Source organism: Brevibacillus soli (assembly GCF_044759095.2).
Classification (GTDB): domain Bacteria; phylum Bacillota; class Bacilli; order Brevibacillales; family Brevibacillaceae; genus JBIYSM02.
On sequence record NZ_JBIYSM020000006.1, the window covers coordinates 27,104 to 45,139 of the forward strand.

Sequence of the window (18,036 nt, forward strand, 5' to 3'; positions counted from 1 at the left end):
CAGAAAAAAGTCCCCCGACGGTACCCAAAACCGCCAGGGGACTCTTATTCAACGCAATTCCTTGTGCGCCGCCCGCACAATCTGCTCTACTTCGGTGAGCCATGCTTCCGGTTCCAAACCGCCGACTGCAGGAGGCTTTTGCAAATACAGAAGAAACTCGATGTTGCCTTCTCCTCCGGTAATCGGAGAATAGCTGACGCCTTTGATCTGAAAGCCCAATTCCCGGGCAAAGCTGCCGATATCACGCAACACGGCTTCGTGGATCTGTGGGTCGCGAACGATGCCGTTTTTCCCCACATTGTCCTTGCCCGCTTCGAATTGCGGCTTGACCAGCGCAAGAACCTCCCCGCCCGGCTTCAAAAAGCAGTACAGAACAGGCAGGATCAGTTTCAGGGAAATGAACGACACGTCAATCGAAGCAGCATCAGGCAGCTCGTGGGTAAAGTTGTCCGGGTTCATGTGGCGGAAGTTGGTTCGCTCCATCACCACGACGCGCTCATCCTGTCTAAGCGACCAGGCGAGCTGCCCGTAGCCCACGTCGATGGCGTACACCAATCTGGCTCCATGCTGCAGGGCGCAATCAGTGAACCCGCCGGTGGACGCCCCGATGTCCATCATCACTTTTCCCTTCAGGTCAATGCCAAAGGTCCGCAGGGCTTTTTCCAGCTTCAATCCGCCGCGGCTCACGTACGGGTGAACTTCACCCTTCACCGTAATGGCGGCGTCTTCCGCCACTTTGGTCCCGGGCTTGTCGCAGCGTTCGTTCCCGACGAGAACCAGCCCAGCCATCACCGCCGCCTTTGCCTTTTCTCTCGTCTCAAACAGTCCCCGTTCAACCAGCAATACGTCTACGCGTTCTTTTCTCATGCTTCCACGACGCCCTTTGAAACCGGAAGAAGCGATCGGACGCGCGCGACGATCATTTCAGCCGTGAGTCCCACTTCCTGACGCTGTTCCTTCACGCTGCCGTGCTCGACGAAGTAATCGGGTACGCCAATGGTCTGTACGGTTACCTGGTGATAGCCGGCGCGAGCGTAGCACTCCAGTACGGCGCTGCCGAAGCCGCCCATCACCGAGCCTTCCTCTACCGTAATGATGTCATAACCCTCCTGGGCCAGACGGAGCAGGAGCTCTTCGTCCAGCGGCTTGCAGAAGCGGGCGTTGACCAGCATCGGGTATATGCCTTCCTGATTGAGTATGTCAACGGCCTTCTCTGCGACTTCAAATATATGACCGAACGAAAGGATGGCGACGCGCTTTCCTTCACGGACGATCTCCGCTTTTCCAATCGGCAGCACCTGCATGTCCTCATCCATTTTTACCCCGCGGACGTTGAGGCGAGGGTAACGGAACGATATCGGACCATCGTCGTAGGCAATCGCTGTTTTCATCATGTGCTGAAGTTCATTTTCATCCTTCGGCGCCATGATCACCATGTTGGGGATCGCACGCATAAAGGCAATGTCGTACACCCCTTGGTGGGTCTCCCCGTCGGCTCCTACCAGCCCGGCGCGGTCCACCGCGAAGATGACGTTGAGCTTCTGCCGCGCCACGTCGTGAATCAGCTGGTCGTAGGCACGCTGCAAAAATGTGGAGTAGACCGCGAACACCGGTTTGAGGCCCTGTGTCGCAAGCCCGGCTGCAAACGTACAGGCGTGCTGCTCGGCAATCCCGACGTCAAACAGCCGCTCCGGGAATTGTTCGCCGAACTTCAACAAACCGGAGCCGGCCGGCATGGCCGGGGTAACAGCCACGATGCGCGAATCTTCCTTGGCGAGCCGTATCATCGTATCGGCAAAGACCGACGTGTATGTCGGCGCTGATTTGGGAGTATCGCCCGATTCGATCTTGTAGGTTCCCACACCGTGCCATTTTACCGAATCCGCTTCTGCCGGGGCGTACCCCTTCCCTTTTTTGGTTATGGCGTGGATCAGCACCGGACCTTTGGTCTGCGAGGCCGTTTTTAGCGAATCCAGCAGCAGCTCGAGGTTGTGACCGTCAATGGGCCCGATGTAGGTAAAACCCAGTTCTTCAAACAGAATACCCGACACCAGCATGTATTTTATGCTGTCCTTAAATCGCTCTGCCAGCTGCGCCAGCTTGCCGCCCACTGCAGGGATCGACTTCAGCAGATGTTCCAGCTCGTCCTTGGCTCGCTGGTAGTTGTTGGCGGAGCGCAGTTTGCCGAGATAGTTGTGCAGAGCCCCGACGTTGGGGGCAATCGACATTTCGTTGTCGTTCAACACGACGATCACGTTTTTCCGTTCATGACCGATGTGGTTCAGTGCTTCAAAGGCCATACCGCCCGTCAAGGCACCGTCCCCGATAATTGCGACAACGTGGTTTTTTTCCTTTTTCAAATCGCGAGCGGTGGCCATTCCCATCGCCGCGGAGAGAGAGGTGCTGCTGTGCCCTGTCTCCCAAACGTCATGAGGGCTTTCACTCATCTTCGGAAAGCCGCACAATCCTTTGTACTGGCGAAGGGTCGGGAACTGCTCGCGGCGACCGGTCAGTATTTTATGTACATAGGCCTGGTGCCCGACGTCCCAGATCAGCTTGTCAACCGGACTGTTGAATACGTAGTGAAGAGCCAGGGTCAACTCCACCACTCCGAGGTTCGGGGCCAGGTGGCCTCCGGTTTTCGCCAGGTTCTCCACCAGGAACTGTCTGATTTCGTTTGCTAATGTATACAGCTGTGGCAGCGTACATTTTTTCAATTCTTGAGGACTATTGATCTTCGTAAGCAGCATAGGTATGCCTCACTTTCCACTCATTCTCCTGTGATCGATATGCTGCAGCGCTTCACTCGGCTTGATTCATTATAACGGTTTCTCTAGCAAAACACCACTTTCTTGTTCAAAACGCGCCATCCTGTCGCAAGCAAAAAGCTGGTCTCCCTTTGCGGAAAACCAGCTTTCCTTTCGTTATTTGTTCCGCTCCATCACGTAATCGGCGAGCGGTGCCAGGGCCGAGTGGGAAAGACCTGCGTCCGCGATTGCCCCTTTTGCTTCCGCAACCAGGGCGGCCAGACGCTGCTTGGATGCTTCCAGTCCCAACAGGGAGGGATAGGTGGCTTTTTTGCGATTCGCGTCGCTTCCAACTGCTTTTCCCAGCAGCATCGCATTCCCCTCTACATTGAGGATGTCGTCCTGAATTTGAAACGCGAGGCCGATGCACAGGCCGTATCGGGTAAGAGCGTCCATTTGCGATGGAGTAGCTTCGGCCAGATAGCCGCCGCCGCGCAGGGCCGCAATCAGCAGATCGCCGGTTTTATGCAGATGGATGTACTCCAGTTCCTCAAGCGACAACTGCTTTCCTTCCCCTTCGATATCTGCCATCTGTCCCCCGACCATGCCGGCAGCCCCGGCTCTTCTGCCTAATTCGGCCACCAGCTTGACCGTCGTCTCCGCCTTTACTTCGGGGTGAGCGAGATAAGCTTCAGCGATATAGCCAAACGCCCGGGTCAAAAGTGCGTCACCTGCCAAAATCGCCGTCGCTTCGCCGAATACCTTGTGATTGGTTGGCTTCCCGCGGCGCAGATCATCGTCATCCATCGCCGGGAGATCGTCGTGAATCAAAGAGTAGGTGTGTATCATCTCCAGTGCGGCTGCATACGGAATGCCACGCTCCAGCGGTTTGCCGAAGGCTTCCAGCACCGCCAGGACGAGCATCGGACGAAGCCGCTTGCCGCCCGCGAGCAGAGAGTATTTCATCGATTCAAACAGCGTTGCGGGTACGCCTTCCCTCTCCAAACCCGGCAGCAGGTGTTGTTCGATATAAGCGATTTTCTCTTCCAGATAGGTTTTCAGAGAGCCGACCATTACGCCTCTCCTTCCACGCGAAACGGTTTTTGCTTCAGCTGGCCGTCTTCCTCGACCAACTGTGTAATTTTCGCTTCAATCGCATCCAATTTCTGTCCGCAAATCCGGGAAAGGTTTACCCCTTCCTGATAGAGAACAATTGCCTCCTCCAGAGGAATATCCCCTTCCTCCAGTCGGCGGACAACCTCCTCCAGCCGCTTCATCGCTTCTTCAAAATGCAGGTCAGTCTCATTTTCTGCTTTCTTGCGAGCCATGTTGCTTCTCCTCCCGGGATATCTGTTCCACGTTTGCAGCCACGCTGCCATCACTTAATCGTATCACGAGACTGTCCCCTGGAGCAAACTGATTGACCGATTTGACCAACTCTCCGTCCTTGTACACCAACGAAAAGCCCCGTTGCATCACCTTAAGCGGGCTTAATGCGTCCAGTTGGGCCACCCGTCCCACCCATTCCATTCGCGACTGCTTTAGCCGCTGGTGGATCAGCTGCTGCAATCGCAGCCGGTTTTTTTCGAGCTGCTCGCGTCGTTTGCCGGTCTGGTCTTTCAGTCGATAGCGCTGTACCTGTTGAGAAAAGAACTGGAGCCGCTCACGCCGGCGAGACACGAGCTGTTTCATTGCTTGTCCCATCCGCAGCTGCAAAGCGTCCAGCCGCTGCTGCGCCTCCTCGAGCCGGCGCTGCGGACGACACATGGCGTAGGAATGCTGCAGCCGCTCCAGCCGCTTGCGCTGCTCCGTCAGGCTGCCGTGCAGGGCGCGATGCATACGTGCCTCCAGCTGATGGAGACGTTCCACCCACTCCAGGTAGTGCGGAACCGCCAGTTCTGCAGCAGCTGTGGGAGTAGCAGCGCGTACGTCAGCGACAAAATCGGCGATGGTGACATCTGTCTCATGCCCCACGGCGGAAATGACAGGGATCCGCGACGCAGCGATGGCTCTCGCCACCTGCTCGTCGTTGAACGCCCACAGCTCTTCGATGGAGCCTCCGCCGCGGCCGACGATCAACACGTCCACTTCCGGGTGGCGATTGATGATGTGGATGGCGGAGACAATCGAGAAGGGGGCTTCCGCTCCCTGGACAATGGCGGGCGACAAAATGATTTCCGCCTGCGGATATCGCCGGCGGATGGTTGTGCAAATGTCGCGAATCGCTGCCCCGGTAGGAGAAGTGACTACCCCTATTCTTTTCGGAAAGCGCGGCAGCGGACGTTTTCGTTCGGGTGCAAACAGCCCTTCGGCCGACAGCTTTGCCTTCAGCTGCTCGAACGCGAGGTAAAGCGAACCCAACCCGTCCGGCTGCATTTCCCTCGCGTAGAGCTGATACGCACCGTCCCGCTCATAGGCAGAAATGGAACCACGCACGATCGCCTTGGTTCCATCTTTGGGGAGAAAACGCAAAAATCGGTTGTGGCTCGCGAACATGACTACTTTCAGACGGGAGTCCCTGTCCTTTAAGGTAAAGTACATATGGCCGCTGGAGTGGTGGGTGAAATTGGAGATCTCTCCCCTCACCCAGACGTCGCTCAAGCGGTCGTCCTGCTCAAGAACCTGCTTGATACAGCGGTTTAGTTCACTGACGGACCAAACCTGATGGGTCGTCATACCATCATCCCTTTACTCCGTTTGGCAGCAACGCTTGTTTCTTCGCTGCCTCAATCGTGTTTTTCAACAGCATGGTGATCGTCATCGGACCTACACCGCCCGGTACCGGCGTGATAAAGCCGGCAATTTCCTTCACTTCGTCGAACTTGACGTCGCCGACCAATTTTCCGCTATCCATGCGGTTTACGCCTACGTCGATGACGACAGCCCCCGGATTTACGTGCTCTTTACCGATCATGTGCGCTTTGCCTACCGCCACGACGAGGATATCCGCCTGACGGGTAAGCTGCTCCAGATTTTTCGTGCGGGAGTGGCACATCGTTACAGTCGCATTTTCCTGCTGCAAAAGCAAGGCTACCGGTTTGCCGACAATATTGCTGCGCCCGATGACGACCGCGTGTTTTCCGTCGAGCCGTGTACCGGTGCGCTTGATCAGTTCAACGATGCCGTGCGGTGTGCAGGGAAGAAACGCTTCCTGGCCGATCACCAGGTTCCCCACGTTGATCGGGTGGAACCCGTCCACATCTTTTTCCGGACGAATTGCCTCGATTACAGCGTGTTCAGAGATATGGGATGGCAGTGGCAGTTGCACCAGTATGCCATGAACGTTCGGATTTTGGTTCAGCCGTTCGATTGTTTCCAACAGCTCTTTCTGACTGATGGAAGCGTCCATGCGAATGACCTCGGATTGAATGCCAATCTCCTGGCACGCCTTTTCTTTTGCTTTTACATAGGAGTGAGAGGCAGGGTCTTCTCCTACCAATATCACAGTCAAACCTGGGGTCAACCCTTGTTTTTTCAAGTTCTCCACTTCGTTCGTCATTTCCGCGCGGATGGACTTCGCTACTTCTTTCCCGTCGAGGATTGTGGCTGCCATGAGAAAGAAACCTCCTTCGTTCTGTTGTCTCTAGTGTACTGTTCGAAGGGTTTTGTGTAAAGACGAATCTTTATTCTTTATTTAGATTCATTGTTCGTGTTTTTGTGTTTTGCCCAGCCGAGCATTGCTACTCCGTAGGCGTTGTCGCCGGAGTAAACGGGGTCAGAGAAAAAAAGCTTCGCCCTCACAGCCGGATGTTCCAGCCGCTTGATCAGACGTTCGCGTATGTACTGATTGGCTGCCACGCCGCCCACAATGAGTATTTCCTTGGACCAGCCGGCTTCCACCGCTGCACGCAGCGCTTTTTCCAACGTGTTGGCCACACACTGTTCTGTCGCACGGGCAATCTCGGCGGGAGCGACATTTTTTTCTACAGCGCGTAAAAGTGACGCCTCCGGTCCGGAAAAGCTGAACGAAAGGCCCTCAACGGAAGAAGGTACGCGAAAATCCCCTGCCGCCTGACGCGCCAATTCTTCCAATGCAGGACCGGCCGGGAATGGAAGCCCCAAGGCGACGCCGATTCGATCCACCAATTGACCGGCATGCAAATCTGCGGTACCGCCTATCTTTTCAATCTCATAGCCCGCTCTTTGCCTCCGGCAAACCAGAATCTCGCTCGTTCCCCCTGAAAGATGGACGGCGAGAAAAGTATCGCCAGAAGGACGCTTGTCCGCCGTGTATTCCCCCGCCGCAATGTGCCCTTCCTGATGGGTCGTCAAATAGCAGGGAATCCGCAAATACGCTGAGAGCGATTTGGCCAACCCTTCCCCAACCTTAAATACCGGCATGTACGACTGATCGACGGGGCGCGGTTTTTCACTCACACAGACGGCGACGATTTCATAGTCGATCAGCTTCATCTGCTCACTTAGTTCCGGCAGGTTCATCACATGCTGAAAGACGGCTTCCGATTGCTGCAGACCGCGTTTTCCTTCCTTAACACGAAGGAGGCGTTTGGCCTCTGCCACAATCTGACCGTCTTCCCTTGCCAGGCAAAGTGATGTCCGGTAGTTGCTTGTATCAATCCCCAACAATACCTTCGTCATTTGCACTCACACTCGCTTACGACTGCGTCGTTTGACGCGTTTGCAAAAAGCTTGACAACACACCGTTGATATAGCGGTGGGACTGCTCGTCGCTGAACAATTTGGCGATCTCAATCGCTTCGTTCACAACCACCTTGTCCGGAATGCCTTCTTCGAACATCATTTCGAAGAAAGCCAGACGAAGGATCGCGCGGTCAACATTGGCAATCCGCTCCAATTGCCAGCCGCGCAGGTATTTTTTGATTTCTTCATCAATCTGCGGCAGATTCTTCAGCGTTTGCTCTACCAGCCAACGCATGTACTGGGAGTCTTCCTCGCTGTCTTCCATGACAAGCGCGATCGCGTCTTCCAGTGTCACGTCCGCCATGTCAATTTGAAACAAGCATTGGACTGCTTTTTCTCGTGCTGTTCTGCGTTTCATACCGTTCACCTTCTGTGCAAAATGCATGATTTTCTGTTACCTGAACTTACCTGGAAGAATGCGGTCGAGAATCTCCCGCAAATCTTCCTTTTGATCCAGTTTGCGCCCGATGTAATACCCGGTTCCCGTAAAAACAACAAACACTAGTGTATCCCAAAACCCGACAAGAAGGTAGATCATGCCGAAAAAAAGTCCGGCTGCAACCCCGATTAGTTTCCCCTTGTGTTCCCAAAGCAACTCCCATATCATCGCGCTCACCCTCTATTCCACACGTCTGCGGACCGTGTAATGGTCCGGCTGGGCGACTTCGGTCACGATTACCGAGACTTCTGCAATGGCGACACCGGCAATGGACTCTACCTGATTTTTTACGTCGTATTGCATTTTCTGTGTCAGCTCAGGCAGCGGGGTCTCTCCGTCTACAGAGACACGAAGCGCAATGATGTTGCCGCTCTCCACCGCCTTCACCGAAGTCTTCAGGTCGCGAACGCCCTTGATTCGGCGGGCAGCCCGCTCGGCGATCGTCTGGATGGTTTGCAGGGTGATGTTCACTTCTCCCAGATCGCTGTGCTGCCGGATTCCCTTTTCGCCCTTCCGTTTTTGCCTGCGAAACGAGCTGAAGAAAAAGCGCAAGCTGACCACGAGGAAAATGACAGCCACGATGAGATAGGCCATTTGGGTGCCGGAGAGCATTTGTTCAACATATGGACGAACGTAATCAGCAGGGATGAGTCCGCTGGTTACACCAATCATGATACACGACAGCACGATCAGGGCAAAACTGTAAATCGTCAGGATAAAACGATCAAACAAGTTCACAAGCATCTCTCCTTTTGTAACAAATTTGAAAAGGAGGACAAACAGAGCCGAGCAGTTCGAGTCGTGGCAGTCGCGAGGTCGGCTAAAAGCGCCCCATCCATGGGGCAACGCCGACACTTTCACATCCTGTGCGGCGCAACTGAAATGCGACGGCATTGTTTCCCGGAACTTTTCAAATTACCTCTGATGCGGAAAATGCCCCCTAGTCAGGGGGCATCCGTTTCATGCGGGAACTAGCGCACGCGTTGGAACTCTTCAGCTGCCGCAACCGTGACGGCTTGTGTCTTTTCTTCCGGCTTCAGTTCCACATCGATGATATGTACGTTTACCTCGACAACTGACAGCCCGGTCATGCTTTCGATTGCGTTGCGCACACTATCTTGAATATTTCGGGCGACATCCGGGATGCGGTGTCCGTATTTTACGATAATCGATACGTCTACTGCCGCTTCGCGGGAACCCACTTCCACACGCACGCCGCGCGCGATATTTTTACGGCCTAACCGTTCGGCTATTTCTCCGACAAATCCGCCGCTCATGTGGGCGACCCCTTCCACTTCCGAGGCTGCCATGCCAGCGATTACTTCCAATACTTCGGGAGCGATCTGGACCTTTCCAAGTTCGGTTCTATCAACATCCGGAGTAAACTCTTCCATTTTTCGCACCTCCCAATGGCTTTATATTCCATTATAACAAGCGAGCCCGGATTTTACAAACTAGGCCTCATCCAGGTTCAAGTTGTGGTTTTCCAGGAATTTGGTGTCAAACTCACCGCTGACAAACACTTCATGTTCCAATACCTTCAAGTGGAACGGGATTGTGGTCGATATGCCCTCCACGGCAAATTCCCCAAGCGCCCGCTTCATTCGTTCAATCGCTTCCTGACGGGTCTTGCCCCAAACGATCAGTTTTGCGATCATCGAGTCGTAATACGGCGGTATTGTGTATCCGGCGTAGGCGGCGCTGTCCACCCGCACGCCAAAACCGCCAGGCGCCAGGTAATTGGTGATGCGTCCTGGGGACGGCATGAAGTTTTTCGCCGGGTTTTCCGCGTTAATCCGGCACTCGATGGCCCAGCCGTTGAGAACCACGTCTTCCTGCCTGAACGACAGCGGCATCCCTGCTGCCACCGTGATCTGTTCCTTGATCAGATCAAAGCCCGTAACCAGTTCGGTCACCGGATGCTCTACCTGAATGCGGGTGTTCATCTCCATAAAATAAAACTTGCCGTGCTTGTCGAGCAAAAACTCGACGGTTCCGGCGCCGTGGTAATTGACTGCCTTTGCCGCCGCCACGGCCGCCATCCCCATTTGATGACGCAGTTCTTCACTCAGCGCGGGAGACGGCGCTTCCTCAATCAATTTTTGATGGCGCCGCTGAATCGAGCAGTCACGTTCGCCCAGGTAAACGACGTTGCCGAATTTATCGGCCATAATCTGAATTTCCACGTGACGCGGCCCCTCAACGAATTTTTCCAGGTAGACGCCGGGGTTCCCGAATGCCGTTTTGGCTTCGTTCTGAGCCTGGCGGATCGCCTTCTCCAGATCCTCGTCGTTGACGGCGACGCGCATTCCGCGCCCTCCACCGCCGGCCGTTGCCTTCACCATCACCGGATAGCCGATTTCGTTCGCGGTGCGTACAGCTTCCTGAATATCGTCCACCAACCCGTCTGTTCCCGGAACGGTCGGAACTCCAGCCGCTTTCATCGTTTCCTTGGCCGTGGACTTGTCCCCCATCTTGATGATGGCCTCAGGTTCCGGACCGATAAACGTAATATTGCATGCTGCGCAGATCTCTGCGAAGTCGGCGTTTTCGGCGAGAAAGCCGTATCCCGGATGGATGGCGTCGGCACCAACCTTGGTGGCCACACTCATGATGCTGGCGATGTTCAAGTAGCTCTCTTTGGAGGCTGTCGGCCCGATGCAATAGGCCTCGTCCGCCAGCTTTACATGCAGCGAATCGCGGTCTGCCTCGGAATAGACAGCAACCGAACGAATTCCAAGCTCTCGGCAGGCGCGGATGACTCGCACCGCAATTTCCCCGCGGTTGGCAATCAATACCTTTTGAAACATTCCGCTCTCCTCCCTCTTTATTATTCTGGCTTCACCAGGAACAGCGGCTGGCCGTATTCAACCAGCTGTCCATCCTCTACAAGAACCTTGACAATTTCTCCGTTTACCTCTGCTTCAATCTCATTAAACAGCTTCATCGCTTCCACGATGCAGACGACTTTGTTGGGCGTCACCTTGTCACCTGGCTGCACATACGCCGGTTTGCCAGGTTCGGGCGAACGGTAGAATGTGCCCACCATGGGCGAAACGATTTTGTGCAGGTTGGCTTCGTCCACCGCTGGTGCGGCTGGAGCAACCGCTGGTGCCGTTTCCGCCCGTACAGGGGCTGGTGTCGCTTCCATCACGGGAGCCGGTGCGGCTGCCGCGGCCGAAACGGTCTGGACGACCGGTTGCGGTACGATGGTCTCCTGTACCACGCCTCCGGATTTCTTCATGGTTACCTTTGCGCCATCAATTTCCAGTTCAAATTCTTTAATCGAAGATTGGTCAATCAACTTGATCATTTCGCGGATTTCATGAATTTTCAACACACGTACGCACTCCTTCAGTCGAAAGATGTTCAATGGAGTTATACAAGCATGTATGAGCAGGTAATAATTATCATGGTAGCCTGTTGCCCGCACAACGTCAAGAAAGGATTTCCTCTCTCCTCTTTCAGTTGGAAAGAGAGGAAACCCTTACCAGCTTGCCCGAATCGGGCGAAACTTATTACGACGCTTTAAATTGGACGGTTACGTTTTTGCCTGGGACGTTCAGCTGCTGCTTCACTTGGGCGATAATATCGACCACTTCGTTGGCTGCCAGTTTCTCCTTTTGAACGATGACCGTTACCTTGTCGTTTTGAACAAATACGACCGCGTCTTTATAACCGCTCGCCTTCAGCAGTTCTTCCAGCGAAAGGGTTGCATTTTCCAGATTGGAGAGTTCCTCGTACTTGGCCTTGGCTTCGGCGACCGCTTGCGGGGTGGAATCTCCGTTGCTCATGATGGACATTTGCTCATCCTTTTGCTGCTGTGTCAACGCTTCCCGCTTCATTTTATAACCCTGGAATACGTCGCTCGGGGTGTCGGCCACCGGGATGGTTTCGTTGGTGCTGTTTGCAGAGTCTGTTGCCGGAGCACCAACCAGGCCGTTTTGCCCCTCCACCGGGGTCGCGTCAGGAGCCGGTTGGTCGGTTTGCCGGGAGTCGACCACCACGCCGGAGAGTGTGTCGGTTCCTTGTTGTTCCTCGGAGAGGGCGGGCACCTGCTCCTCTGGCCCTTTGGCGAGGTAATATCCCGACAGGACGACCATCACAGCCAACATCGTCAACAGCCAAACCGTTTGTTTGCGAAGTACCATTTTTCATTCCTCCTAGCCTTTTTTTGGCAATATGGATATTTTATACGCGGGTACGTCAAGCACTTTTTGAACGGCTTCCGTAATCCACGCTTTTACCTGGATATTCTCTGCTCCTTTTGCTACGACAAGCACCCCTCTCACCTTTGGTTTCAAGGTTTTGACCACGACAGGCTGCTCCTGCTTGTTTCCCTGCACGACAATCACTTCTTCATCTCGCGATTGGTCACTGGTGTTGCGTGTCGCTCTGTCTTTATCGGTTTCCTGCGTGGTGGACGAACGGGAATTGCGATTCTCTGCGACGATCATCTCCGGCGTGGAATCCAGGTTGACCATTACTTCGACAGCGCCCACCCCAACGACCGTGCCGAGGATTTCTTTCAGCTGGGTCTCGTAGAGGTTTTCGTATTCGGCGATGATGTCATTGCCGACGGATCCGCCCAAAGCCGGTGCAGAATCCCCGGAGGGCGGATCGCCCGCCGCTCCCTGGCCGCCTGCGACGAAGCTGAGCGGTTCGTCACGCTCCATATTCAGGAAGTCGGTCAGAATCATCACCGCCATGCCGATCCCCAACAGGACGATAAAGTAGTGGATCGGCTTCAACTTTTTTTCCCCTGAGTCGCCTCCAAGGAGCTTCTTCCACTTGGCGAACATGCTTATCACCTCACTCTCGGAAAAATCGTTACTGCCTGACAGCCCGACCGGTTTTTCCCGTTACGCTTACCTGCCGCACCTCCACTCCCCATTCACGCGCCACCCCTTCTGCGATTTGCAGATGAAGAGGATCGCGAGGCTTGGCTGCCGCCGGCAGATCGGCCCCGTCCGGATGGGCAGGGGATCGGCCTACGGCAATGACGACCGGTTCGATTGGTTTAACCGGCTCAACGGATTTACCGGTTCGCTCATCCGGTTGTCCGATGACTAATTCAATGCGGCTGATGGAAGGCTGATCCGTGCTCTCGGCATCAAAACTCACTTCTACCGAGCTAAGCTCCACACCGTGGGTTTCTTTTACCTGGGCGCGAATGGCGGCCTCCATTTGTGATTTCACATATTCCGTCATTTGTTGGTCGCGTTGTCCGAGCAGCTTGTCTGTCATGCGTTTCCACTCCTGATCGGGAGGTTTGTCGAGTTCTTCCTGGTAGCGATCCAGCCGTACTGCCAGTTCCTCCTGGGACAGATTAAACAGGGCGAACACCGGAGAGATAATCGTCAGGAGAATGATCAGCCCCATTACCATTTTCACGTACCGCTGCATGCTGGTGTTGGGCAGAATCAAGTCGAGGAACGCGGCGAGCAGGACCAGCAGAATAATTTTTTTCAGCCATAACGTCAGCCATGCCATACGCTCTCACCTACCGAACCATCATGGATATGTTGCCGGCTGCAATGATTATGGTAATCGCCAGGAAGAACATCAGCCCTACCGTTGCCAGAGCGGCGAACACGAACAGCAGGCTTTTTCCGATGGTCCCCAGCGCCGAAATGATCGGGCTGCTTCCCAGTGGCTGCAGTACCGCCGAGGAGATGTTGTAAATCAGCGCCAGTACGAGTATTTTTAATGCCGGAAAGGCGCAAAGCACGAGAAGGATAAAGACTCCAGCCAACCCGACCGCGTTTTTCACCAGTATAGATGCGTTTAATACCGTGTCGGCAGCGTCGGAAAACATTCGGCCGACAACCGGGATGAAATTTCCTGTCAGGTACTTGGCTGTCCGGAGCGTCACGCCGTCGGCTACCGCTGAGGTCGCCCCCTGAATGGAGATGACGGTGAGAAAGATAGTGAGAAAGGAACCGAGCACGCCCATTGCGATGTTGCGCAGCAGGGCAGCCAATTGTGTAACCTTGTAGCGTTCGGAAAACAGGCTCGCGATGGAAAGCATCGCGGACAAGAACAGCAGGGGAAACACCACCGTTGAAATGATGATCCCGCTCGTATTGATCATGAAGATTATCAGCGGGTGAAACATGGTCGCTGAAGCGAGGTTGCCCACCGAGGCCAGAAGGGCAATTACCAGAGGAATCATTGCCAGCATAAAGTCGGACATGTCCCGGATGGCATCCTTTGCGTACGAGATGGCCACGTGAAAACTGTTGATGGCCAGTACCATCAGCACCAGGTAGGCGATCCCGTAGGCGACGGTCGTCACCGTATTGCGCTCGAACGCGTTTTGCATGTTCTCCAGGATCATGGCAAACACGGTGATGAGAATAATGGAGCTGAGCAGCTTTCCGTTCATCAGAACTTCGTGAAAAACGAACTTGCCCATCCCCTTCAACACGCCCAGAAAGCTGATCTCTCCATCCTGCATGAGCAGCTGGACGAATCCGGGCGACTTCAGGTCGGGAAGGTAACCCTGATACTCCCGCAAGGTTTTCTGCCAGAATTGCTCTACTCTGTCCAACTGCAGGTGATCCACCTGCTGCCGAACCAGTTCATTGATGGGGTTCGCGGTGGATGGCTCAGCGGCCAGGACTTCGGCTGCAGGCAGGAAGAGCAGCAGGATGAGTACGATTGACCAGCCTACGCGCGCCACGGGCATCCCCTCCTTTATCGTTTACGCCGGCAAGAGGTCAATCACTGTTTCGATGATAATCTGGATGATCGGTACGGCCATTACGAGGATCAGCACTTTTCCCGCCAGTTCGATCTTGGAGGCGATCCCCCCCTGACCTGCATCTCGCGTCATTTGTGCGCCAAATTCCGCGATGTAGGCAATTCCGATGATTTTCAGGATCGTCTCCAGGAACACCAGGTTGAGATCGGCCTGAACCGCCAACCGTTCGAGGATACGAATTACTTCCCATATTTTATCGATGAGAAAGTAAAAGATAAGAATACCGCTCATTAACGCTAACAGGAAGGCGAACATGGGCTTCTGTTCTTTGATCACCAAAGCGAGAATGGTTGCGACAAGCCCCAGGCCGACGATTTGTACGATCTCCATTATCGCTCTCCCCCTTCCTGTCAATTAAAAAGGAACACGCGTTTCACCTCGGAGAACAGGTCGCCTAGATAATTTGCAACCATATACATCACCACAATGAAACCTAATAGTGTCGCCCAATGTGCGTAATCTTCTTTACCCGCCTGTTTGCAGACAGTATGGATAATGGCTGCAATGAACCCTACCCCCGCTATTTGGAAAATAGGTTTTAAGTCGTTAAAATCCACGGTTAACACCTCGCTTTAGAACATCAGGATGACCACGAGCAGCCCGCCTAGAAATCCGAGGCTTTTGTACATTTTTTCGTATTTCTCCTGCTCTGTCCTGGCTTCTTCCTCCAGCCCTCTCAGGTGGGTAATCGCCAGTCGCAGATGCTTCTGCTGGTCCTCTCGATCCGATGCCCCCAACACCTGACCCAGGCTGGACAGGACCGCTTTTTCCTGCTTGCCCAGAGCCGTGTTCGACCAGTGCTTTCCAATCGATTTCAAGAGGCACACCTCTACGCTTTGCGTCTCTTCGGCAATCAGCAGTTCCGCCGTTGTCAGGAACAGCTGTCCTACTTCCCGTTGAATGCGATGGCCGATTTTCATCAGCGCCCGATGCAGCGGCGTCAAGCCGTAAACGATTTCGGTTTCGAGCATCTGCAGAGCAACCAGCAAAGCTCTCAGCTGAACGGGGCGGTAGGCGTAATACCTGCCGATCTGCCAGCCCACCATGGAAGCGGAGAAAAGAATCAACACGGCACCGATCAGCTTCACCATGGCACCTTCTCCTTTTCAAATGCGGTGAGACTTCGATCGTAAATGCCCTGAATCGTACCCGCTCCGTTCGCCCGGCTCAACACGACGTATCGGGAAAACACCCCGTACTGGATCAGCTTGCCGAGGGTGGGTCGATTGGCGACTTCACCGACGTCGACTCCGTGGGCGGAACAGATGATGGCAACACCTGCGTGTATCGCCTCCCATACTGCTTCGCCGTCTTCGGTGCGGCCAATTTCATCGACAACGAGAACATCCGGCGACATGGAGCGAATCATCATCATCATGCCGACCGCTTTCGGACAAGCATCGAGCACGTCGGTACGGGGACCCACGTCCCGCTGCGGCACCCCCTGCAAACAGCCCGCCAGTTCGGAACGCTCGTCCACAATCGCCACTTTGCGGCTGGATGACCATTCGCTGCCGTAGCTGAGGGAGCGGGCAATGTCGCGCAGCAGTGTGGTTTTGCCGCACTGCGGCGGGGAGACAATCAGGGTATTTTGCACCCGGCCGTTTTCAAAAAGATGGGGAAGAACCTTTTGGGCCACCCCTTTTTTCTCCCTGGCAATCCGGATGTTGAAGCTGGTGACGTCCCGAATCCCCTTTACTTCACCATGTTCCATGACAACTTTGCCGGCAATGCCGATACGGTGCCCCCCCACCACGGTAATGTATCCCCGTTTCAGCTCTTCTTCCAATGCGTAAAGGGAGTGCTGACTAATCAAATTAAGCAGCTTGCCCGCCTGCTCATCTGTAAACACCCACCCCTGTCGGGCGTTGGAGGTTAGTTGTCCGGAAGGCGAAACGTAACTGGACTGCTGCCCGTAACGAATTTCCAGCGGCTGGTTTTGCCTCAGGCGAATTTCCTCCAGATGGTCCCTGACAGCGGAGGGCAATGTGGTCAGGATGGTCCGAACAGATGCCGGCAAAATGGTCATGATCTCTTTCACATCGCTTCCCTCCTTTGTTGCTGACACACCTGCGTTTGTCCACATTGACTTATCTCATTCCTATGCAGGATGGGACGAGGTTTATGCTTAGAAAATACCCTGTGTGCCAAGAGGACCACCCAATAAGAAAACCCAGCCGACTTAAGCGATCGCTGGTGTCGGCTGGGGCCCCGAACACTTTTCTAGCGGCTGTATGGGATGTCCAAATTTTAAATTCTTATACACCAAAAAAGAAGGGAGAGCCCGACCAAACATGCCGGACTTTCCCTTCCCTATCGGTTCCGTTACGTTCCCTCTCCTTACTCTCCGCGAAACACTGTCGCCAACAGGACATTGACAAGGACTGCCGTATGCAGGACGGCAAAATACCACCGTGACCGTGCGAATGTACTGCGCACATCCTCCGTTGCAACCCGTTCTCCCTGTTCCAGCTTCACCGCTTCCCTTTGCAGTCGTTGCACCAAAGGACGCACGACCGGAAAAAAGAGCAGAATGGCTCCCAGTAAGATTCCTTGTTTCAGCCCCAACCACATCACCTGGAAAAAGCCTAATCCGGTGACAAGGGCTAAGATGATCCCAGAGACCGCCAGAAGGAGCAAAATGGTGCCATAGTACCCAAGATTGCGGGTATACAAAATGATATGTGACAACTCCAATCGTGTGTTCCGTGCCTGCTTCACTGCTGACACAACAACGGCACGCTCGAAAATCGCTCCCCCCAGCCAAGCAATGGCTGACAAGATGTGCACGATAATCAAAATGACGATCAGTGCCTCCACTGTTATTCCCCTCCTTCCATCGTCTTCCTATCCATACGTAATGTATGGCTGTTGCAAAAAGGTGAGACCGTTTTTCTCTTCCTGCTTGTTTCAAGAAAATAGAAAAAACGCCTGTACCGCAACTGTTTGCGGGCAGACGTTTCGTTGCTTTCAAAGGATATTACGTTGCATTGATAGGTTCCAACTGCTCTTGGCGAGAGGGTTGAACGTTTTCGTACAAATACGCTCCTTCATCGTCGTCCAGATCGGAAAACCCCTGATACCGATCGTGAGTGTCATGCTCTTCCGCACAATTGCCGACCGTCTCATACAAATTGTCCACGTCACCGTACGTGTACAGCTCCAAGTCTTCCAGATCCTTGTCAATGGCTTCGGCGTACTCCTCGTTTTCCTCCACGCGGGCATGCAGTTCGCGCAGCTCCCCGTAAACATCATCCAGCAGTTGGATCATTCCCGTGAGTATTTTCCCCTCGCGGCTGGCCTCACTTACTTCCATCCCGTCAGCCAGTCCGCGCAGGTACGAAATTTGCTTCGCCAATTTTTCCATCTGCGCAAGCCTCCTCCTAGAGCTGTATTCTTCTTGTATTGTGCCCATGGGAGAT

Annotated in this window: 23 protein-coding genes; all 23 read right to left on the reverse strand. The window is 54.2% G+C overall.

Annotated features, from left to right (window positions below; all coding sequences use genetic code 11):
• Positions 1-48: 48 nt before the first annotated feature.
• The 23 genes from ACE99V_RS03755 to ACE99V_RS03865 all read right to left on the reverse strand — a co-directional run bounded on the left by ACE99V_RS03755 (position 49) and on the right by ACE99V_RS03865 (position 17,981).
• Positions 49-867, reverse strand: a complete 819-nt coding sequence (locus ACE99V_RS03755) for a TlyA family RNA methyltransferase (RefSeq protein WP_400489933.1) — start codon at positions 865-867, stop codon at positions 49-51.
• The gene (gene dxs, locus ACE99V_RS03760) at positions 864-2,750 is read right to left on the reverse strand and encodes a 1-deoxy-D-xylulose-5-phosphate synthase (RefSeq protein ID WP_400489934.1); all 1,887 of its coding nucleotides are present in this window, start codon (positions 2,748-2,750) and stop codon (positions 864-866) included. Before dxs ends, ACE99V_RS03755 begins: the two co-directional genes overlap by 4 nt.
• A 174-nt stretch (positions 2,751-2,924) precedes the next feature.
• The gene (locus tag ACE99V_RS03765; RefSeq protein ID WP_400489935.1) at positions 2,925-3,821 is read right to left on the reverse strand and encodes a polyprenyl synthetase family protein; all 897 of its coding nucleotides are present in this window, start codon (positions 3,819-3,821) and stop codon (positions 2,925-2,927) included.
• Positions 3,821-4,075: an exodeoxyribonuclease VII small subunit gene (gene xseB / locus ACE99V_RS03770; protein WP_400489936.1), complete on the reverse strand. Its 255-nt coding sequence runs from the start codon at positions 4,073-4,075 to the stop codon at positions 3,821-3,823. Before xseB ends, ACE99V_RS03765 begins: the two co-directional genes overlap by 1 nt.
• Entirely contained in the window at positions 4,050-5,423 is a 1,374-nt protein-coding gene (gene xseA / locus ACE99V_RS03775; RefSeq protein WP_400489937.1) for an exodeoxyribonuclease VII large subunit, read from the reverse strand. Before xseA ends, xseB begins: the two co-directional genes overlap by 26 nt.
• Positions 5,424-5,427: 4 nt before the next feature.
• Positions 5,428-6,300, reverse strand: a complete 873-nt coding sequence (gene folD, locus ACE99V_RS03780) for a bifunctional methylenetetrahydrofolate dehydrogenase/methenyltetrahydrofolate cyclohydrolase FolD (RefSeq protein WP_400489938.1) — start codon at positions 6,298-6,300, stop codon at positions 5,428-5,430.
• Positions 6,301-6,377: 77 nt separating this feature from the next.
• A complete protein-coding gene (locus ACE99V_RS03785) occupies positions 6,378-7,346 on the reverse strand; it encodes a Kae1-like domain-containing protein (protein WP_400489939.1) in 969 nt (322 codons plus the stop codon).
• A gap of 16 nt (positions 7,347-7,362) precedes the next feature.
• Entirely contained in the window at positions 7,363-7,767 is a 405-nt protein-coding gene (gene nusB / locus ACE99V_RS03790) for a transcription antitermination factor NusB (RefSeq protein ID WP_400489940.1), read from the reverse strand.
• A gap of 36 nt (positions 7,768-7,803) precedes the next feature.
• Entirely contained in the window at positions 7,804-8,016 is a 213-nt protein-coding gene (locus ACE99V_RS03795) for a DUF2273 domain-containing protein (RefSeq protein WP_400489941.1), read from the reverse strand.
• A gap of 12 nt (positions 8,017-8,028) precedes the next feature.
• Positions 8,029-8,586, reverse strand: coding sequence for an alkaline shock response membrane anchor protein AmaP (gene amaP / locus ACE99V_RS03800; protein ID WP_400489942.1), 558 nt, complete (start codon positions 8,584-8,586; stop codon positions 8,029-8,031).
• Between the two features lie 233 nt (positions 8,587-8,819).
• On the reverse strand, positions 8,820-9,242 hold the full coding sequence (locus ACE99V_RS03805; RefSeq protein WP_400489943.1) for an Asp23/Gls24 family envelope stress response protein: 423 nt from the start codon (positions 9,240-9,242) through the stop codon (positions 8,820-8,822).
• 60 nt (positions 9,243-9,302) lie between these two features.
• Positions 9,303-10,658 (reverse strand): acetyl-CoA carboxylase biotin carboxylase subunit, encoded by a 1,356-nt coding sequence (gene accC, locus ACE99V_RS03810; protein WP_400489944.1) that lies wholly within the window; start codon positions 10,656-10,658, stop codon positions 9,303-9,305.
• A 20-nt stretch (positions 10,659-10,678) separates the two neighbouring features.
• Positions 10,679-11,188 (reverse strand): acetyl-CoA carboxylase biotin carboxyl carrier protein, encoded by a 510-nt coding sequence (gene accB, locus ACE99V_RS03815; RefSeq protein ID WP_400489945.1) that lies wholly within the window; start codon positions 11,186-11,188, stop codon positions 10,679-10,681.
• A 178-nt stretch (positions 11,189-11,366) separates the two neighbouring features.
• Entirely contained in the window at positions 11,367-11,999 is a 633-nt protein-coding gene (locus ACE99V_RS03820) for a SpoIIIAH-like family protein (protein WP_400489946.1), read from the reverse strand.
• A gap of 12 nt (positions 12,000-12,011) precedes the next feature.
• Positions 12,012-12,650, reverse strand: coding sequence for a stage III sporulation protein AG (gene spoIIIAG, locus ACE99V_RS03825; protein WP_400489947.1), 639 nt, complete (start codon positions 12,648-12,650; stop codon positions 12,012-12,014).
• Between the two features lie 28 nt (positions 12,651-12,678).
• Positions 12,679-13,341 (reverse strand): stage III sporulation protein AF, encoded by a 663-nt coding sequence (gene spoIIIAF / locus ACE99V_RS03830; protein ID WP_400489948.1) that lies wholly within the window; start codon positions 13,339-13,341, stop codon positions 12,679-12,681.
• Positions 13,342-13,351: 10 nt separating this feature from the next.
• Positions 13,352-14,539 carry a stage III sporulation protein AE gene (gene spoIIIAE / locus ACE99V_RS03835; protein WP_400489949.1) on the reverse strand — a complete coding sequence of 396 codons (1,188 nt, stop codon included), beginning with the start codon at positions 14,537-14,539 and terminating at the stop codon, positions 13,352-13,354.
• Between the two features lie 15 nt (positions 14,540-14,554).
• A complete protein-coding gene (spoIIIAD, locus tag ACE99V_RS03840) occupies positions 14,555-14,944 on the reverse strand; it encodes a stage III sporulation protein AD (RefSeq protein WP_400489950.1) in 390 nt (129 codons plus the stop codon).
• A 20-nt stretch (positions 14,945-14,964) separates the two neighbouring features.
• Entirely contained in the window at positions 14,965-15,171 is a 207-nt protein-coding gene (spoIIIAC, locus tag ACE99V_RS03845; protein ID WP_400489951.1) for a stage III sporulation protein AC, read from the reverse strand.
• Between the two features lie 15 nt (positions 15,172-15,186).
• A complete protein-coding gene (gene spoIIIAB / locus ACE99V_RS03850) occupies positions 15,187-15,705 on the reverse strand; it encodes a stage III sporulation protein SpoIIIAB (RefSeq protein ID WP_400489952.1) in 519 nt (172 codons plus the stop codon).
• Positions 15,699-16,655, reverse strand: coding sequence for a stage III sporulation protein AA (gene spoIIIAA, locus ACE99V_RS03855; RefSeq protein ID WP_400489953.1), 957 nt, complete (start codon positions 16,653-16,655; stop codon positions 15,699-15,701). The genes spoIIIAB and spoIIIAA overlap by 7 nt, the downstream gene beginning before the upstream one ends.
• A gap of 299 nt (positions 16,656-16,954) precedes the next feature.
• Positions 16,955-17,434 (reverse strand): DUF2269 family protein, encoded by a 480-nt coding sequence (locus tag ACE99V_RS03860; protein WP_400489954.1) that lies wholly within the window; start codon positions 17,432-17,434, stop codon positions 16,955-16,957.
• Between the two features lie 160 nt (positions 17,435-17,594).
• A complete protein-coding gene (locus ACE99V_RS03865) occupies positions 17,595-17,981 on the reverse strand; it encodes a CD1247 N-terminal domain-containing protein (RefSeq protein WP_400489955.1) in 387 nt (128 codons plus the stop codon).
• Positions 17,982-18,036 lie beyond the last annotated feature (55 nt).

Bases quoted from the DNA above. Each gene is read 5' to 3' on its own strand.
- folD (WP_400489938.1), bottom strand. From the start codon at position 6,300: ATGGCAGCCACAATCCTCGACGGGAAAGAAGTAGCGAAGTCCATCCGC.
- xseA (WP_400489937.1), bottom strand. From the start codon at position 5,423: ATGACGACCCATCAGGTTTGGTCCGTCAGTGAACTAAACCGCTGTATC.
- ACE99V_RS03765 (WP_400489935.1), bottom strand. From the start codon at position 3,821: ATGGTCGGCTCTCTGAAAACCTATCTGGAAGAGAAAATCGCTTATATC.
- accC (WP_400489944.1), bottom strand. From the start codon at position 10,658: ATGTTTCAAAAGGTATTGATTGCCAACCGCGGGGAAATTGCGGTGCGA.
- xseB (WP_400489936.1), bottom strand. From the start codon at position 4,075: ATGGCTCGCAAGAAAGCAGAAAATGAGACTGACCTGCATTTTGAAGAA.
- spoIIIAD (WP_400489950.1), bottom strand. From the start codon at position 14,944: ATGGAGATCGTACAAATCGTCGGCCTGGGGCTTGTCGCAACCATTCTC.
- ACE99V_RS03795 (WP_400489941.1), bottom strand. From the start codon at position 8,016: ATGATATGGGAGTTGCTTTGGGAACACAAGGGGAAACTAATCGGGGTT.
- spoIIIAB (WP_400489952.1), bottom strand. From the start codon at position 15,705: ATGGTGAAGCTGATCGGTGCCGTGTTGATTCTTTTCTCCGCTTCCATG.
- spoIIIAF (WP_400489948.1), bottom strand. From the start codon at position 13,341: ATGGCATGGCTGACGTTATGGCTGAAAAAAATTATTCTGCTGGTCCTG.
- ACE99V_RS03805 (WP_400489943.1), bottom strand. From the start codon at position 9,242: ATGGAAGAGTTTACTCCGGATGTTGATAGAACCGAACTTGGAAAGGTC.
- nusB (WP_400489940.1), bottom strand. From the start codon at position 7,767: ATGAAACGCAGAACAGCACGAGAAAAAGCAGTCCAATGCTTGTTTCAA.
- spoIIIAE (WP_400489949.1), bottom strand. From the start codon at position 14,539: ATGCCCGTGGCGCGCGTAGGCTGGTCAATCGTACTCATCCTGCTGCTC.
- ACE99V_RS03785 (WP_400489939.1), bottom strand. From the start codon at position 7,346: ATGACGAAGGTATTGTTGGGGATTGATACAAGCAACTACCGGACATCA.
- dxs (WP_400489934.1), bottom strand. From the start codon at position 2,750: ATGCTGCTTACGAAGATCAATAGTCCTCAAGAATTGAAAAAATGTACG.
- ACE99V_RS03755 (WP_400489933.1), bottom strand. From the start codon at position 867: ATGAGAAAAGAACGCGTAGACGTATTGCTGGTTGAACGGGGACTGTTT.
- ACE99V_RS03820 (WP_400489946.1), bottom strand. From the start codon at position 11,999: ATGGTACTTCGCAAACAAACGGTTTGGCTGTTGACGATGTTGGCTGTG.
- spoIIIAG (WP_400489947.1), bottom strand. From the start codon at position 12,650: ATGTTCGCCAAGTGGAAGAAGCTCCTTGGAGGCGACTCAGGGGAAAAA.
- ACE99V_RS03865 (WP_400489955.1), bottom strand. From the start codon at position 17,981: ATGGAAAAATTGGCGAAGCAAATTTCGTACCTGCGCGGACTGGCTGAC.